13 protein-coding genes are annotated in these 17,275 nt (G+C 58.4%); 8 read left to right on the top strand and 5 right to left on the bottom strand.

Translation table 11 applies throughout. From position 1 onward, the window contains the following. The first annotated feature begins 120 nt into the window (after positions 1–120). Positions 121–891, top strand: coding sequence for a polyphosphate kinase 2 (ppk2, locus tag AB4072_RS00520; protein ID WP_441964955.1), 771 nt, complete (start codon positions 121–123; stop codon positions 889–891). Between the two features lie 224 nt (positions 892–1,115). Here the strand turns inward: ppk2 and AB4072_RS00515 are convergent, their stop codons facing one another. Next, positions 1,116–1,427 carry a hypothetical protein gene (locus tag AB4072_RS00515; RefSeq protein ID WP_441964954.1) on the bottom strand — a complete coding sequence of 104 codons (312 nt, stop codon included), beginning with the start codon at positions 1,425–1,427 and terminating at the stop codon, positions 1,116–1,118. Between the two features lie 126 nt (positions 1,428–1,553). On the opposite strand from AB4072_RS00515, the gene AB4072_RS00510 reads away from it, so the two are divergent. Beyond that, on the top strand, positions 1,554–1,712 hold the full coding sequence (locus tag AB4072_RS00510) for a hypothetical protein (protein WP_441964953.1): 159 nt from the start codon (positions 1,554–1,556) through the stop codon (positions 1,710–1,712). Positions 1,713–1,847: 135 nt separating this feature from the next. Continuing rightward, positions 1,848–3,251 (top strand): hypothetical protein, encoded by a 1,404-nt coding sequence (locus AB4072_RS00505; RefSeq protein WP_441964952.1) that lies wholly within the window; start codon positions 1,848–1,850, stop codon positions 3,249–3,251. A 176-nt stretch (positions 3,252–3,427) separates the two neighbouring features. Here AB4072_RS00505 and AB4072_RS00500 read toward each other — a convergent pair whose 3' ends face one another. Then, the gene (locus AB4072_RS00500) at positions 3,428–4,288 is read right to left on the bottom strand and encodes a LysR family transcriptional regulator (RefSeq protein ID WP_441964951.1); all 861 of its coding nucleotides are present in this window, start codon (positions 4,286–4,288) and stop codon (positions 3,428–3,430) included. Positions 4,289–4,336: 48 nt separating this feature from the next. On the opposite strand from AB4072_RS00500, the gene AB4072_RS00495 reads away from it, so the two are divergent. Further along, complete coding sequence (locus tag AB4072_RS00495) at positions 4,337–4,642, top strand: putative quinol monooxygenase (protein WP_441964950.1); 306 nt, start codon at positions 4,337–4,339, stop codon at positions 4,640–4,642. After that, positions 4,639–4,932 carry a DUF2798 domain-containing protein gene (locus AB4072_RS00490; protein WP_441964949.1) on the top strand — a complete coding sequence of 98 codons (294 nt, stop codon included), beginning with the start codon at positions 4,639–4,641 and terminating at the stop codon, positions 4,930–4,932. Before AB4072_RS00495 ends, AB4072_RS00490 begins: the two co-directional genes overlap by 4 nt. 215 nt (positions 4,933–5,147) lie before the next feature. Here the strand turns inward: AB4072_RS00490 and uvrA are convergent, their stop codons facing one another. Next, complete coding sequence (gene uvrA, locus AB4072_RS00485) at positions 5,148–8,084, bottom strand: excinuclease ABC subunit UvrA (protein WP_441964948.1); 2,937 nt, start codon at positions 8,082–8,084, stop codon at positions 5,148–5,150. Positions 8,085–8,611: 527 nt separating this feature from the next. On the opposite strand from uvrA, the gene AB4072_RS00480 reads away from it, so the two are divergent. Continuing rightward, the gene (locus AB4072_RS00480) at positions 8,612–8,959 is read left to right on the top strand and encodes a hypothetical protein (RefSeq protein ID WP_441964947.1); all 348 of its coding nucleotides are present in this window, start codon (positions 8,612–8,614) and stop codon (positions 8,957–8,959) included. Positions 8,960–9,000: 41 nt separating this feature from the next. Here the strand turns inward: AB4072_RS00480 and AB4072_RS00475 are convergent, their stop codons facing one another. Further along, positions 9,001–10,488, bottom strand: coding sequence for a DUF1254 domain-containing protein (locus tag AB4072_RS00475; RefSeq protein ID WP_441964946.1), 1,488 nt, complete (start codon positions 10,486–10,488; stop codon positions 9,001–9,003). A 377-nt stretch (positions 10,489–10,865) separates the two neighbouring features. On the opposite strand from AB4072_RS00475, the gene AB4072_RS00470 reads away from it, so the two are divergent. Both AB4072_RS00470 and AB4072_RS00465 read left to right on the top strand, forming a co-directional pair. Next, on the top strand, positions 10,866–14,786 hold the full coding sequence (locus tag AB4072_RS00470) for a beta strand repeat-containing protein (protein ID WP_441964945.1): 3,921 nt from the start codon (positions 10,866–10,868) through the stop codon (positions 14,784–14,786). 207 nt (positions 14,787–14,993) lie between these two features. Next, entirely contained in the window at positions 14,994–15,527 is a 534-nt protein-coding gene (locus tag AB4072_RS00465) for a single-stranded DNA-binding protein (RefSeq protein ID WP_441964944.1), read from the top strand. Between the two features lie 219 nt (positions 15,528–15,746). Here AB4072_RS00465 and AB4072_RS00460 read toward each other — a convergent pair whose 3' ends face one another. Next, a complete protein-coding gene (locus tag AB4072_RS00460; protein ID WP_441964943.1) occupies positions 15,747–17,201 on the bottom strand; it encodes a calcium-binding protein in 1,455 nt (484 codons plus the stop codon). Positions 17,202–17,275 lie beyond the last annotated feature (74 nt).

Here is a 17,275-nt window from a genome sequence, read left to right as displayed (position 1 = left end):
AACCTCTTCTCTTCTCTGCTCCGTGCGCCACATGCATGTAGGAGACATGACCCGGAGGAGCAACAGGTGAGTCCGAAACGTTCCTCAAAAGAAAAAGCGATTGACCGTGCCGCTCAACCAATGAAGCGGAAAGAATTCGAGGACGAGTTAAAAAAGCTGCAAGTCGAGCTCGTACGCTTGCAAACCTGGGTAAAAGAGACCGGGGCGCGGGTCATCGTGATTTTCGAAGGGAGAGATACCGCAGGCAAAGGCGGCGTCATCAGCAGAATCACGCAGCGTGTGAGTCCCCGGGTCTTCCGGCACATCGCCTTACCGGCGCCGACGGAACGCGAGAAGAGCCAGCTCTACATTCAACGATACGTCGCCCATTTTCCCGCTGCCGGCGAGATCATCCTGTTCGACCGCTCCTGGTACAACCGGGCGGGCGTGGAACGTGTGATGGGTTTTTGCAGCGAGCCGGAATATGAGCGCTTCATCCGCCTCGCGCCTGCCATCGAGCGGGAGATCGTGGACAATGGAATCATCCTCCTCAAGTACTTCCTCGATGTGAGTCAGGACGAGCAGCGGCGACGATTTGCCGATCGAATCGATGACCCGGTCAAGCATTGGAAGCTCAGTCCGATGGACACGGAATCCGTGCGCCGCTGGTGGGATTTCACGGCCGCTTATCAGGACATGCTGCGGGATACGGATACGCCGAGGTGTCCGTGGTACCTCGTGCCGGCAGACGACAAACGACGGGCGCGGCTCAATCTGATCGCCCACATGCTGAGCATGATTCCTTACAAGAAAATCAAAGTGGATTTGCCCAAGGTGCCGAAAGCGGAACCAAAACCGAAGGGCATCAAGGAAGGGCTGCCTGCCAATCACATCGTACCGCAAGCTTACTAACGGATCTCAGCCGCGACGACGATCAGGGACGGCCGCTCCGCGCAGGACCACTTTTCGCCGATAGGCAACGCCAGAGAGAGCCCCTGGCGCGACCTCACCGTTTCATCATCGTCATGCCCGGGCTTGTCCCGGGTATCCACGCCTTTGACTGGGCGAGCGGCGGAGAGGAAAGGCGTGGATGGCCGGGACAAGCCCGGCCAGGACGGCGGGGGATGTTGATCGCGTCAGGCCAGGGAGCGGGTGAGGGTGAAGAGACGCTGCCATTCCTCGTTCAGATGGGTCAGCCGCCGCTGCACCTCGCCCGCGAGGAAATAGACCGTGCTCGGCTTGACCCTCAACGTGCCCCGGCGGCCCTCCATGAGGGTGATGAGCGCATCGGAGAGGCACAGGGATTCCGCGATAGCCTCCTCCATGCCGAAAATGAGACTGCGAATACCGCCGTCTTCCACAGGCGGATCGAGCACGAACTCATCGTCCACGAGCGCGTCTGGCTGCTGGGCAAGGGATGGTGTAGGGGATTCGGTAGCCTGAGACATGCTAACTCCATGTTGAAGGTCAGGCCCTCGTCGGTGTTGCTGCACTGGCGGGGGCCGCTTTGGATATCGACCTGATATTCATATGATAGGAATATCCGCCGGTCAATCTTCTGATATACAGACGATATGCAAAAAGAGACGAAAAGCGCCCAGGTTCTGATCCGCCTTCAGCCGTCCTTGAAGGCTGCCGCCGAGACTGCGGCTAAGGACGATGCACGTTCGCTCTCGTCGCTCATCGAGAAACTGTTGCGCGATTACCTGAAGGCGAAGGGCCATTTGAAATGAGCCGCCTGCTTCCCTGAGGAGCCATCCCCTGCCATAGCCAGTTCGAGGATAGGGCGTCCACCTCCTAAGGGAGCAGTTTCGGAGTGCCAAGCTCTTGCTATGATTGGGAGAATAATCTGTTGGGATAATCTGCTCATGCATCACTATAAAATCGAATTTGAGGCTAGCGCATTAGACGAGGTCGCCTTGCGAGATGCCCTCGAAAACGGCTTTGGGCTCTTGAGTGTTATGATCGCGCGTGAGCCAGCTGTTCAAAACACAATTCCAAAAACTGGATCAAGAGACGGCTTCGAAGTGCAGGTCCTCGAAATGCTTGCAGACCAGAAGCCTAGGCGGCTTAAAAGCTTGCTTCAAAATAGCAAGGACGCCGCCGACAAGAGTAGGATCCACAGGGCGGTGTCTCGGTTGGAGGCCAGAGGTCTAATCAACAAAGTGCGCCACGGGGTCTATGTGATCGCAGGCGCGCCGCAACCATCCGAAAACGAAATGCCTGATTTGACTCGTTGGTATGAGCGGCCAACGCATGCTGGACTGCTTGAGTTATTGTCGACCCCGAAAGCGGCGCCTGAATTACGAGAACAGCTCGGCGTTTCTAGGCAGCGAATCGAGCAAATCCTTAGGAAGCTTATTGTCCAGAAGCTGGTAATCAGACGTGAAGTACTTGGGGAGCGTGGACAGCATGTATATCTCAGAGCCGATGTGGAGGATCGAGAGACACTTCTCACAAGATCACCGTTGCTTTCTGATGCGCGGGCCAGATTGCTGTCCTCTCTTCCACCCGAAACGATTTGCCGAGGCCGAGATTTATCTGAAGTTACCCGTATAGCGCATAGCGGGGGACTACTCGACCAACTTAGTGCGCAAGGTCTCATCATGACCTTCAAGTTAGGTCTACACCGATATGCTGGCCTTACGCCACGCGGTCTGAATCATCCGCAATACGATGAGGCTGCCAGGAAGGCGCTAGCGGCAGACTTAGTGCATGACTTCGGACCAACCCGCACGAAGTTCTTGCAGGCTCTGTCAGTGCTTGGCGAGGTTTATACAAGGGATGTTACGTATGCTCTCCCGCCCGATATCTTTCAGGGCGTACAGTATTCGTCCGGGCAGATGATCCAACGGTTAGAGAGGTCTGGGTTGATAGAGAAGGGGAAGCGTAAAGCGGGTAAACACGGAACCTACAAATTGACCGCGAAAGGTCGCTTTACAGTTGCCGTCCTAAACAAGACCAACCAGGTCCCTACACTCGTAGAGATCAAGGAAAATATTGAGAGGCGTAGGGAAGCTAATAAAAAGCACTTGCGAAGAAATGTAGGCTCACCAAGGCAAGCTTCCATAGTGGAGGCCCTTAAACTCCAAGGCCCACTCTCTTCCATGGCAATCGTTGAGCACATGAACCTCCAGTTCAAGAATCGTCGCAGTGTAAATCTCGCTCTTCAGGTCCTAGAAAAACGAAATATTGTGCGCCGTGTGCGAGACAGATTTGGAGCGATTCTTGTTGGACCTAACAAGGCCATCACCTGGGAGCTCGCTATCTAGAGCAACTGCCGTAGTCGGAAGCAGCAAGGACGATTGCCTAAGACGTTTTGGGTATCGCGGGCCTTCCTAGAGTGATTTGCTGTAAACGCCCCTCACTCCGCCGCCTGCGCGGACCGGTACTCCGATTGGAAGGTCCTGCGGATCACCTTCAGCGCGAAATAGCGCTCGTCGCCATATCAGGATCGACGCTTCTCCTGTCGAAGACATTCGGCCAGGAATGAGGCCACGACGGCAACGGCATTGTTGCCACGCAGATCCCGATGGAAGGTAAGCCATACGTCGCGGGACATGGAGCCGCCTTGCGGGGCGGCGTCTTCCAGGTCGCCCGCAAGGCCAACGAAGTGGGGTAGTGCGGCGATCCCCACATGGGCCTGTGCGGCCGCGCATTGGACCAGAAGATCGTTCGTCCTGAATACGATTGGCCGCCCGTCCGCGAATTTCATGAGCCAGATCTGTTGAGGGACATCGTCGAGGCTTTCGTCGAAGGCGATGAACTCGAAATCTTCGGGGCTCTTCGAGGCAAGATAGTCCCGCGAGGCGTACAGGCCGTAAGTTATCGTTCCTACTTTGCGGGCGATGAGGCTCATGTCGCTCGGTCGGGACAGCCGCAGGGCGATATCGGCTTCCCTGCGCGGCAGCGAGACGTTTCGCGTGTCGCCGAGAAGTTTTAGCTGCAGGCGAGGATGGCTCTCCCTTAGGCGGGGCAGGTGGGGCGCTATCAACGAAGTGGCGATCGCCGGCGGAGCGCTCACCGAGACTTCGACGGAGACATCGCCCTGTTGGGCCAAAGCGACCCGTTCGATGGCGAACGCCTCGGCCTCGATTCTTCGTGCGTAGTCCACCACGCGCTCACCATCCGGCGTCAGCACGTAGCGGCCGGATCTCTTGTCGACCAGCTTGACCCCGATTGCCGCTTCGAGCGCCGCGACCCGTCGCGCGACGGTCGCATGCTCGACCCGGAGCCGCCGCGCAGCGCCCGACAGCGATCCTTCGTCAGCGAGGGCCGCGAAATGCCGAAGATCGTCCCAGTCGAACATGCCCGATTCTTTCACACCCAGTGGGAGAAGTTCGAAATGGAGAAAAGAATGGCCTATTCATCATCGACGACGACAAACGTCCGTAAGGTCGTGCGGATCGAGGTAAAACCCGGACTTGCCGACGCGGCCCGTGCGGCGCTTCTCGAATTGCAGCATGCCACTCACGCGGAAGCCGGATGCGTCGAGTTTGTGTTCTTTCAGGCGCTCGGTGACTCGCATTCGTTTCTGCTGATCGAGGATTTCGCGACCCCCGAGGCGCTTGACCAGCACATGAAACTCTCTCACACCCAGGCATTCTTCGCACGCGAACTCGTCGCCGGGATCCGGCCTATCGAACGGGGATGGATGGCATGACCGAACAAACGAAGTCCCTCCACCGCACTGCGCCGGGCCTTCGCTTCAGGAAATTGCCGGCGCGAGCGCAGATCGTGGTGTTCCCCCTCATCCTGTCGTTTTTGATGTCAGGTGTCGTCTCGACGATAGCGACCATCAGGGCGGTCGGGTTCGAGACGGGCATTGTCTGGACGATCGTTCAGGCATGGGGCCTGTCCTACATCATCGCGTTCCCGACGGCGCTTATTGTGATGCCCGTGGTGCGCAGGATCGTCGCCGCCATTGTAGAGGTGCCTCAACAGCACTCGTGAGCGAGGGCTCGCAACGCCCGAGGCGAAAACTCCATGTCCGAGATATTCCCGGGCATTAGAGCATGATCAGAACAAGTGGAAACCGGTTGTTCGCCCGGATCATGCGAAATCAAAGAGCCTAGAGCTTGATTGATCATGTTTCAAAGAGACATGATCAATCAAGCTCACCTAAGTTCCGCTTTGTCGTCCTCAACCGAACAGCCGGCGGGTCGTCCTCACTCCGCCGCCTGCTTCGGCACTTTCCCCTTCTTCAGCGGCCGTCTCGCGAGCACTTCCTTCAGGAAGCGTCCCGTATAGCTTGCCTCGACCTTGCACACGTCTTCCGGCGTGCCTTGCGCCACGATCTGGCCGCCGCCGTCGCCGCCTTCCGGGCCCATGTCGATGATCCAGTCGGCGGTTTTGATGACTTCGAGATTGTGCTCGATCACCACGACCGTGTTGCCCTGGTCGGCGAGTTCGTGGAGCACTTCCATGAGTTTCGCGACGTCGTGAAAATGCAGGCCCGTGGTGGGCTCGTCGAGGATGTAGAGCGTGCGGCCGGTGGCGCGCTTGGAGAGTTCCTTCGAGAGCTTGACGCGCTGCGCTTCGCCGCCTGAAAGCGTCGTCGCCTGCTGGCCCACATGGACGTAGTCGAGGCCGACGCGGGCAAGCGTCTGCATCTTCTCGCGGATCGTCGGGACGGCCTTGAACAGGTCGCGGGCTTCCTCGACCGTCATGTCGAGCACGTCGGCGATGGACTTGTCGCGATACTTCACCTCCAGCGTCTCGCGGTCGTAGCGCTTGCCCTTGCACACGTCGCAGGTGACGTAGACGTCGGGCAGGAAGTGCATCTCGATCTTGATGACGCCGTCGCCGGAGCACGCCTCGCAGCGCCCGCCCTTCACGTTGAAGGAGAAGCGCCCGGCCTGATAGCCACGCGCCTTGGCCTCGGGCAGGCCCGCGAACCATTCGCGGATCGGTGTGAACGCGCCGATATAGGTGGCCGGGTTCGAGCGCGGCGTGCGGCCGATGGGGGATTGGTCGATGTCGATGACCTTGTCGAGATGCTCCAGCCCTTCGAGCTTGTCGAACGGAGCCGGATGCTCCATCGCGCCGTTGAGCTTCTTCGCCACGGCTTTGTACAGCGTGTCGATGATGAGCGTCGACTTGCCCCCGCCGGAAACGCCGGTGATGCAGGTGAAGGTGCCGAGCGGAATTTCCGCCGTCACGTTCTTCAGGTTGTTGCCGCGCGCGCCGGTGAGTTTGAGCATGCGGCTCTTCTGCGGCTTGCGGCGCTGGGCGGGCACGGGCACGCTTTTCGCGCCGGTCAGATATTGGCCGGTGAGCGATTTCGGGTTCGCCATGATCTGCTTCGGCGTGCCCTCGGCGACGATCTTGCCGCCGTGGATGCCGGCGCCGGGGCCGATATCGAACACGTAATCGGCCTGAAGGATCGCATCCTCGTCGTGCTCCACCACGATCACCGTATTGCCGAGATCGCGCAGGCGCTTCAGCGTCACGAGCAGGCGCTCATTGTCGCGCTGGTGCAGGCCGATGGAGGGCTCGTCCAGCACATAGAGAACGCCCGTGAGGCCGGAGCCGATCTGGCTGGCCAGACGAATGCGCTGGCTCTCGCCGCCCGACAACGTGCCGGAGGCGCGCGAGAGCGTCAGATATTCGAGGCCCACATCGACAAGGAAGGTGAGACGCTCACGGATCTCTTTGAGAATGCGGCCGGCAATTTCGTTCTGCTTCTTCGTCAGCTCCTTCGGCAGGGCGGTGAACCATTGATGCGCATCGCGTACGGACAACGCGGTCGCGTCGCCGACATCGAATTTCGCGATCTTCACCGCGAGCGCTTCCGGCTTGAGGCGCTTGCCGCCACAGGAGGCGCAGGGCGTCTCGCTCATGAAACGGCCGATTTCCTCTCGCGACCAGTCGCTCTCGGTCTCCTTGTAGCGGCGCTCCAGATTGGTGATGACGCCTTCGAACGGCTTCTTCACCTCGTAGGAGCGCAGGCCGTCGTCATAAGCGAAGCGGATCGCCTCGTCGCCGGAGCCGTAGAGGATGGCGTCGTGCACCTTTTTCGGCAGTTCCGACCACGGCTTCGTCATCGACACTTTGTAGTGCCGCGCGATCGCCTCCAGGGTCTGGCCGTAATAAGGCGAGGAGGATTTCGCCCAGGGCGCGATGGCGCCGCGCTTGAGAGTGACGCTCTCGTCCGGCACCACGAGCGCGGGATCGATGGTCATCTCATGCCCGATGCCGCCGCAGGTGGGGCACGCACCGAACGGATTGTTGAACGAGAACAGGCGCGGCTCGATCTCTGGGATCGTGAAGCCGGAAACGGGGCAGGCGAATTTCGAGGAGAAGACGATGCGCTTCGGCTGACCCTTTTCGTCCTTCTCGTCCGCATATTCGATGATCGCGATGCCGTCGGCGAGATCGAGCGCCGTCTCGAAGGATTCCGAAAGGCGGGCGCCGATATCGGAGCGCACGACGATGCGGTCCACCACCACGTCGATGTCGTGCTTGAACTTCTTGTCGAGGGCAGGGGTGTCGTCGATGGCGTAGTATTCGCCGTCGATCTTCAGGCGCTGAAAGCCCTTCTTCTGAAACTCGGCGATTTCCTTGCGGTATTCGCCCTTGCGTCCACGGACCACGGGGGCGAGCAGGTAGAGCCGTGCTTTTTCCGGCAGCTCCAGCACCCGGTCTACCATCTGGCTGACCGTCTGGCTTTCGATAGGCAGGCCCGTGGCGGGCGAATAGGGGATGCCCACACGCGCCCAGAGCAGGCGCATGTAATCGTAGATCTCGGTGACGGTGCCCACCGTCGAGCGCGGATTGCGCGAGGTGGTCTTCTGCTCGATGGAGATGGCGGGCGAGAGACCATCGATCTGGTCCACATCCGGCTTCTGCATCATCTCCAGAAACTGGCGCGCATAAGCGGAGAGGGATTCAACGTAGCGGCGCTGGCCCTCGGCATAGATCGTGTCGAATGCGAGCGACGATTTGCCTGAGCCGGAGAGGCCGGTGAACACGACGAAGTGGTCCCGCGGCACCATCAGATCGACGTTCTTGAGATTGTGCTCCCGCGCCCCGCGCACGGAGATCACGCGCGCATCCCGGTCGCCCGCCTTCGCGCGGTTGAACAGATCGTCGAGTTTAGCCATTGCCGAATTCAAGCCTGTGATGAGGTCCGAGCCGCCGAAACGGAGTCGTGCATATGGAATGCAAACGCCGTCCGCACAACCGGGCCACCTTTGAGTCGCAACAGATGCTAGAACAAAAAGGGTACGCAGGGCAAGGTGACAGGTGCAGAGGTAGTGACTCAGCTTGGTCCGCGCTCTTCCCTCCCCCTTGCGGGGAGGGGTGGGGGTTGAAAAGTCAGAGCGTTGCCTGTGATCCGATAAGCAGGAAGGCTGTTACAGCGCCAGACGTCTGAAAGTTTCACCCGGTCGGACCACCCCCGCAAGGGGGGAGGGAAAGCCTGTGCCTTATCCTCATCAAACTGAGTCACGACCGGTGCAGATGAACGTTCAGCAATGTTATGCTGTAACTTCAAGGTTGCCATATGCCTTGCCGGATTTGCCGCTTTCGCCCTTTGCTTCGTTCTCAGCCGACCCTCTCGCGCTTTCGCGCGTTATAGGGGATACAAAACCATTGGCCCTTTCGTTCGCTCTCGAAGGGAGTTCAAGTCATGATCTCTCGATACTCGTTGGCTGTCATCGGCGCTCTTACGATGGCTTTTCCTTCCATTCCGGCTCTGGCCGGTCCTTGCACCAAGATGATCGACCGCGCTCAGGCTGGAGTCGATGCCCGGATCGATACAAGGGCAGCCCGTGGCCCGTCGTCTCCCGAAAGCACGGGCGCTCTTCTTCATCACCAGCCGACACCGGGCTCTATCGCCGGTGCGGAGCAGAAGGCAGGTGAAGGCAGCAGGGCTGAGAAGTCGCTGGCGCTACTCGCACGGGCGCGCAAAGCCGATGCGGCGGGCGACAAGGCCGGTTGCGAAAGCGCGCTGCAGGAGCTGCGCGCTTTGCGCTAGGTTCGTCTTTACAGACGGCGGCACTGTTAAGCCTCACCGCCTCATTGCGCCGTTATGGGTGAGAGCCCTTCCATCTTGGTCACAGGGGGAGGATTCCATTTGCCGGTCAGCGCGTCGGATTGTGGCGCGTAGAGGCGCATGGTCAGGTTGTAAGAACCCTTTGGCGCGGGCAGCCAGTTGGCTTGCTTTTCCGCGCCTGGGTTCTCATTCTGGAAATAGAGGGTCAAAGATCCATCCACGTTGGGCTCGAACGGCATCCAACTGCTGACGGCGAAGCGGTTCAGGCTGTTAGCCACCTGGAAGCCCTCGTTGTCATAGAGGGTGATGGACCAGAAGGCGTCCGCAGGAGGAGCCATGCCCTTGTCGAAGTGGATCGTGTACTTGTTCGCACCATCAAGCGGTGCACCGGTTTTGTCGCCCAGGCTCAAGGGGTAGATGGCATCCTCAGGCACATTCGCGCCGAGGCCAAGCTGCGTTACGATGGCGCGTTTGAGGTAGTAATTACCGTACACGCCCATCGTATCGGTGTTCAGCGACCAATAATTGACGGCCCGCGCGAGGGTCGGGACCTTCCATGCCATCAGTTGCTGCGCTGCCGCCGGCACGCTCTCCAGTGCCTTGGCGATACCGGCATCGAGTTTTGTCGCATCGAAGCTCTTGCCTGCTTCAAGGCCGATCCGTTTCATCCGCGCCACGATCGGCTGATCGGTGATATGGGGCGGGTGCAGTTTCAGGAGTTCCGCCGCGTATGCGAAGAACCTGGCCGCGGGCATGGTGTCGACCTGAACCTTCGGCGGGGTCTTCATGTCGATGCTGGGGTCGATCTTGACCTCCGGAACCTTCGGCGTCATGCCCCATTCCGACAGCGGCGTGATCTTGAAACCCGCTTGGATCTTGTGGACCGCATCGTAGTCCGGCGGGCCATCGGTCTTGGTGCGGCCGATGATCCAGACATAGGGCGTTGGCGCATCGATACGCTGAGTCTCCTTCGGCAGTTTGAATTCGTCGACGAAGCGGTCGCGCAGGTCCGGCCGCCAGCCGGGCGGCGTGACGAGGAAATTCCCGGCCTGCGTGCCGGTGGTGCGCCAGCCGGGCGAGGCAAAGACATCCGTCCACATGTCGAGCATCGGCAGGAGATAATAGCGCCCGTTCGTGTCGGGCACGGAGACGACCATCGGCTCCTTGGTCAAATCCAGCCACGCGCTCGAATAGAGCGTATCGAAATTGGGCCGCACGACCGATCGGAAGTCTGCTTCCGGGAAAGCCGGAACGTTGATGAAGGTGTTCATGGGGCCGCCGAGCGCCGCGCTCTTGTCGGGATCGACATTGGTGAGTTGCTTGCGCGTCAGATCCATCGTCACGAGCGGGTAGAGATAGAGATAGGCCTCGACGCCTATCGCTTGCGCATCTGCCCCGGTGATTTTTTCGGCGGCACCGGCTGAAGGCGAAAGAGTCAGGGAGAGCGCGGCCGCGAGAATGGCGGTGCGGACGGGGTTGCTCAGGCGACGAGAGCACAAGTGCAAGGACATTCGAGCCTCCTTCCAATGGCGACGATCACTTAAGTGGTGCGGCTGGGCGGCTTAGCCTTGGAAAGATGTAGCGCGTGAGAATTGATCGGCGACGCTAAAACAGAGCCGGAGCTGGAACGGGAGAGGTACTCCTAGCAGCGGGGCAGCGTCGCTCCTGTCCTCTGAAAGCAGTAATGTATACTTTATAATATAAAATATTATGCATAAATACATAACATATCAATATATCAACATATAACGTATCAATACAAAATAAGCTGTCATTGCTTTCATTTTTTTCGTGCAACAAAACGTAATTTCATTGACGCTTTATTTGAAGAAGCGTTACAAAATAACTGAAACAAAGTTGCGATCAATTGCGCCATAGGAGGATTCCAATGACTCTGCACACCCTGACAGTTGCCGATTTTCTTGCGGCCACAACCGCCTTTAGCGCCGCCGATGACGTCATCATTGCGGATGCCCCTGACAATCTGGACCAGTTATGGACGAATGCCTTGGTTACCAAGATGAACGACTTTCATGTCGATTTCATTCATTCTTCTAGTGGAAGTTACAGCCTAAACTGGAACCAAGCTCAAAAGCTTATTGCATCGAATGTTAAATTCGTTGCTGGCGATAACGTGCTTTTTGTCGTCCCGAACACTATTCTGGACTTGGTTGTCACTCCGCAACAGCTTGCAATCCTTTCCAGCAAAGCCATCGATTTCATCCAATCTCCGACGGCGGATATGAAGCAGTTCTATGATGTCGCTAAGTTCAAGGCCCTTGGTAATATTCAGCCGGCGACCGCTGATGCAGTCACTATAACAGATACGGCCGAAAATCTCGCCACCCTGACCATAGCCGAGCTCAATAAGCTCGATACTAACGACAAGATTAATCCGTCTGACAACAATCCTCTTGCCTTGTCGGTCGCGCAGCTCTTCGTTCTCAAATTTTCCAACCTTACGGCTGTCAACACCCTGGTTGTCCAGGATACCGCGAGCACGCTGGAAAGTGTTAGCGGTGTTGCTATCCAAGGCTGGGTCGGCAAAGGGATCGATCGCATCGTTTCGAGCGATGATGATTTGCATCTGACAGTCGAGCAGGTGACGCCCCTGCTTGGTGCCGCCGTAACCGTGACCGCACCGGCAAACAAGGTGGTGATGTTGCGCGATTCCGGCGCCAATCTGGCGACGGTGCTCAGCGATACCCAGGTCAACAACCTGCGTGTTATGGGCATCAAGTCGATCGATGCTACCCAGGCTTCGGGCAACGCATTGACCCTCTCGGCGCAGCAGGCCGTTGCTCTCGCCAATGCGAACATCAAGCATGATGAAAGCGATCTCGTGACCGTTGCCGACGATTCTGACAGGTTGGCCCTTATAGATCCTAACGATATCGCCAATCTCGGTGTGAACGGCGTCGATAAGATCGATGTGACGGGCAACCTGCTGGACATCACGGTCGACCAAGCTCGTGCCCTGGCCACCACAAGTATCGTTTTTGCGAGCGGTGACGCGATCATCATCCGAGGCACGTCCCTTCAACTTAAGGACGGGCTCAATGTGACTGAGCTGACGGCTCTCGCGACCAAAGGCAACATCACCCTCGACGCCTCGGATGTTCCAGGTTCTTTGATTTTCGATTTGGCAGAGTTCAATGCTCTGGGCGGAATCAAGCTCGCGGCTGACGACGACAAGCGAGTCGAGGACAGCGGAGCAGCCTTCGCGGCTTTATTGCCTCAGGATATCGCGAAATTCGCGGCCAAAGGCATCAACTCCATCAAGGCGACCGGCGATGGCAAGCTTTCTCTATCGATGGCTCAGCTTAGTGCTTTGGGGACCGTCGCTCTGACGGATGTTGGCAATGAAGTGACATTGCTGGATACGGCGGCCAACCTGAAAACTCTCAGCGAGCCTGATATCGTCGCGCTTAAAAACAAGCACATCGACTTCATTGGCTCGAATGAGAATGACCATAGCTTGAGCCTGTCGGTCGAACAGGCGACGGCCTTGTTAGTCAATCACATCGGACTGACTGCGACCGATAATGTGACCTTGGCCGATACGGCAGCCAATCTGCAGGCCCTCACGGATGTTAACCTGATCGGCCAGCTCGGCGCTATGGGTGTCGATAAGATCCATGTTACGGGCCCGGACAACAAGCTGGCCCTCTCGGTCGATCAGGCCTTTGCCTACTTCAATGCCGGAACCACTGGTATCGCGCTGACGGTGGAGGATGAGGTGACCCTGGTCGATACGGTGGCCAAGCTCCAGGCCTTGCAGCCGAACGATATCGCCAAACTCGGTGCCAAGCACGTCGATATAATCGATGCCTCAACGAGCGACCCTTCCGGAAACACCACGATAACCTTTAATACCTTTCAGGCGCAGGCTCTTGCCGGTACGGCAACGCTGACCATGGCCGCAGGCGACCAAGTCGTCCTGTTTGATAAGGTGAGCAATCTGCAAAGCCTTACGGAGGAACAGATCACAAAGTTGGGGGCTAAGGGCCTCGACGTGATCGATGCGGCTGATACGTTAGGCAGCAACGCCGATGTCGCCTGGAATCTGTCGTTCTTGCAGGCAAAGGCTCTGGCGGATACGTCCATCACGTTGGCATCAGCCGACGACGTCACCCTCAATCTGACCGTGCCCGAGCTGCAGCTTTTGTCGGGAACTCAGATCACGGCGCTTCGTGCGAAAGGCGTCGATCATATCAACGTGACAGGCCTCAATACTCAGGCGCTCATCCTGACGGTTGCGCAGCTCGATGCCTTCCTCGCGGCTGGGATCAATTTGGCGACCATCCAGAACGTGAGCATCCGCGACAGCGGTGCCGCCCTGGGCACTCTCACGCCCGAGAAGATCGCCCAGCTCTCGAACCTGGGTGTCGACATCCTGGATGCCAGCAACGACATCCTGGTCCTGAGTGTGGCGCAAGCGAACGTCCTCGGCACCATTGCGATGACGGCGGATGATTCCGTCACCGTCCTCGATACGAGCACATGGCTTGCCGAGCTGACGGCAGCGCAAATCAACGCCCTGAACCTTCAGGGTGTCGATAAGATCAATGCGCTCGACGATGAGTGGATGATGACTATCGCTCAGGCGAAGGCGCTAGCGAATACGGGGATATTCCTTGCCACAGCCGACGATGTGACATTGAAGGGAACGGCTGCGGAACTCGCGACTCTGAGCGACACAGAGATCACCAATTTGGGCAAGAAGAATCTCGATGTCATCGACGTCAGCGGCAATGCTTTGACACTGACCGCCGCCCAAGCTGCTGCGCTTGCTGACAGCCCATCCTTGCGGTTTGCCGTAGACGATGCGGTGACCGTATCCGGTGCGGGCGCCGCTCTTGCCGGCCTCAGCGCGACGCAGCTCGCAGCATTGAGCGCCAAGGGAGTTGATGCCCTCGATGCGACCGATAACAAGCTTTCGCTGTCGGTCGCTCAGCTTGCCGCGCTCGGCAATCTGGCATTTACCGCTGGCGACAGCGTGACCCTGTCTGACACGGGTGCCAACCTCGCGGCTCTGACGGCGCCCCAGATCGGAGCCCTCGCAGGGAAGGGGATCAAAGCCCTCGATGCGACCGGCGATCAGCTTTCCCTGTCGGTTGCTCAGCTTGCCGCGCTCGGCACAGTGGCACTGACCGCTGGTGACAGGGTGACCCTGTCTGACGCGGGTGCCAACCTCGCGGCTCTGACGGCGCCCCAGATCGGGGCCCTCAAGACGAAGGGCGTCGATGTTCTCGATGCATCCAATAACAGCATCAAATTCTCCTTGGAGCAGTTCAATGCCTTGGGAGCGTTGAGCCTGGCGGCCAATGACGTTGTCGATGTTCAGGGCACCGAGGCTGCAGACACCTTTAATGGAAGCGGTGGCAATCAGACCTTCTTCGGATTGGGCGGCAACGATGTCATCAAGGGCAGCGCAGGAAATACGACATTTTATGGCGGAGCTGGCAATGACACACTCTACAGCGGCTCTGGAAGCGACACTTTCGTGTTCAATACGGCCCTGAATGCGAAGACCAACAAGGACAAGATCATTGACTGGGACAAGGCCTCGGACACGATCATTCTCGAGAACTCGATCTTCAAGGCTTTGAAGAAGACGGGCGCATTGAGTTCGATCTCGTTCAAGATCGCCAACAAGGCGGGCGATGCCAACGACTATATCCTCTACAACAATAAAACCGGCGACCTGTCGTACGACTCCAACGGCAACAAGGCCGGCGGGCAGGTGGTGTTCGCCAATATCGGTGCCCATAAGTCCATCGCGGCCAGCGACTTCCTGATCATCTGATCAGGTCGCATAAGAGGAGCCTTCCTGCGGTCCGAAAGATCTATGAGGAAGGCTCTTTCCCATCCTGAGGAGACTTTCCTGTTTCTTGAGCGATTTTCCCAGGAAAGGGCCTTGAAGATGCCCTTTCTGGGGAAAGTACGACGATCTGCTTGTCCTGAGGGCTTTCCCGTTCCACAACAGGCCTCATGTGAACAGGAGTGAGGCTCGATGGCGGGCAGCGTGAACAAAGTCATCTTGGTGGGCAATCTGGGCCGCGACCCGGAGGTGCGCCGCCTGAACAATGGCGAGCCGGTCGTTAATCTGCGCATCGCCACCTCCGAGACCTGGAAGGACAAGGGGACCGGCGAGCGCAAGGAAAAGACCGAGTGGCACTCGGTGGTGATCTTCAACGAGAACCTCGCCCGCGTGGCTGAGCAATATCTCAAGAAGGGCTCGAAGGTTTACATCGAAGGTCAGCTTCAGACCCGGAAGTGGACCGATCAGAGCGGCGTTGAGAAGTACTCCACCGAGATCGTGCTCCAGCGCTTCCGTGGCGAACTCACCATCCTCGACAGCCGGGGTGGTGGTGCGGGAGGCGGGGACTACGCGGACGACGAGAGCGGCGGCGGCCAGATCAGCCGCGGCGGCGATTTCGGTCGCTCCTCGCCGATGGAGCGCCGTCCAGCGCCTGCAAGCAGCGGCGGCGGCGGTGGCGGAGGTGGCTCGCGCTACAACGACCTCGACGACGATATTCCGTTCTAGAGCATGATCAGAACAAGTGGAAACCGGTTGTTCGCCCGGATCATGCGGCAATAAGAAATCGAGAGCGTGATCGTGTTTCAAAGAGACACGATCACGTTCTAGGACCGGCGGCGATCTAGCCTTGATCGGGGGCTATCCATGGCCTCCCGCCTCATTCGACCGAATATGCAAAAAGGCCCGCCTTCGAAAGGCGGGCCTTTTTGTGTTCGACGACGTCGGTCAGTAGTCGAAAATGAAGTTGGCTTCGGCCAGTTTCATCTTGTTGGCCAAGGTCAGGATATGGACGGCGGCACCAGCGCCGACGCCGTCAGCGTCGTAGTACAGACGGCCATCGTCGGTGTTGTAAAGGAACTGAGCCCTATACGTTGTCGCCACGGGGTTGGAGCCGGAGATGAACGGCTTACTCGGATCCAGGTCCCAAAAGTCATAGCTCGGATTTATGAGGAGGAAATCCTTCGAGGTGAAGTCGAGGATCGTGTCCGCCGCTCCATAAAGGTTCAGTTCGAACACGTCGGATCCGGCTCCACCGATCATCGTGGTGTTGTTGCCACCGCCAAAGATCTTGTCGTCTCCAGCGCCGCCATTGATCGTGACGCCTTCCGCGTAAACCTTAAACGTATCGTTGCCTTTCGTGCCTATGATCGAGCTAACGGCTGCCAGGTCGTAGACCGTTACATTCGCCTTCTCGAATTGGCCCGCTTGGATGTCTTGAAATCCGATGCTTTGGGCGGATTTGCCAGTGCTCTTCGAGAGATCGATTGTTAGCGGGGTTGTTCCGAAGGGGTCCGAAATCGCGATCTGGAGCGTGTCGGTTCCTTTGCCGCCCAGAGCGAAATCACCCTTATCGACGGACACAAGGTCGTTTCCGGCTCCGCCAAGCAACGTATCCTTGTCGCCACCGCCATCGAGCGTGTCGTTGCCGTTGCCGCCGGAGAGATAGTCCACGCCGGATCCGCCGTTGAGCCTGTCGTTCCCGTCATCTCCCGAAAGGCGATCATCCCCGTCGTCTCCGGACAGACGGTCGTTGCCTTTGCCGCCGGAAAGACGATCGATGCCGTTGCCGCCGGAGATGCTGTCATCTCCCGCGCCGCCTGAGAGTTTGTCGTTACCAGCCCCGCCATAGAGAGTGTCGTTACCGTCGTCTCCGGAAAGACGGTCATCTCCGGAGTCGCCGTAAACGACGTCGTTGCCCTTGCCGCCCGTCAGGACATCGTTGTCGTCGCCGCCCGTGAGACTGTCTTCCCCGGCGCCGCCCGAAAGGCGATCCTTGCCATGCCCCCCATAGAGGGAGTCGCTGCCGTCGTCTCCAAAGAGACGGTCGTCGCCATTGTCGCCGGTGAGGTAGTCGTTTCCGCTGCCGCCATAGAGAGTGTCGTTGTCGTCATCGGCGAAAATAATATCGTTCCCTGCGCCGCCCGACAAATAATCCCGGTTAGCGCCGCCACCAAGAGTATCATTCCCGTCTTCGCCGTAGAGTTTGTTCCTGCCGGGGCCACCGTAGAGAGTATCCTCTCCGGCCCCGCCATAGAGGGTGTCGTTCCCGTCGTTCCCGGACAGATAATCGTTGCCGGCACGCCCTTCGAGCCGGTCGTTGCCGAATAGGCCGTAGAGCCAATCCTCATACGGTGTCCCCTTGAGAACATCCTTTTTTATGGTTCCTCGACGAATGGCCATGACGGCTCCCTCTGTGTGGCGTGGCCATCTATCGCACGAGTATTTTCCGAAACACTATTTCAAAATTAGGGGCC

This window comes from Microvirga sp. 2MCAF38 (assembly GCF_052115485.1).
GTDB lineage: Bacteria > Pseudomonadota > Alphaproteobacteria > Rhizobiales > Beijerinckiaceae > Microvirga.
This window is presented reverse-complemented; position numbering and strand designations above follow the sequence as displayed.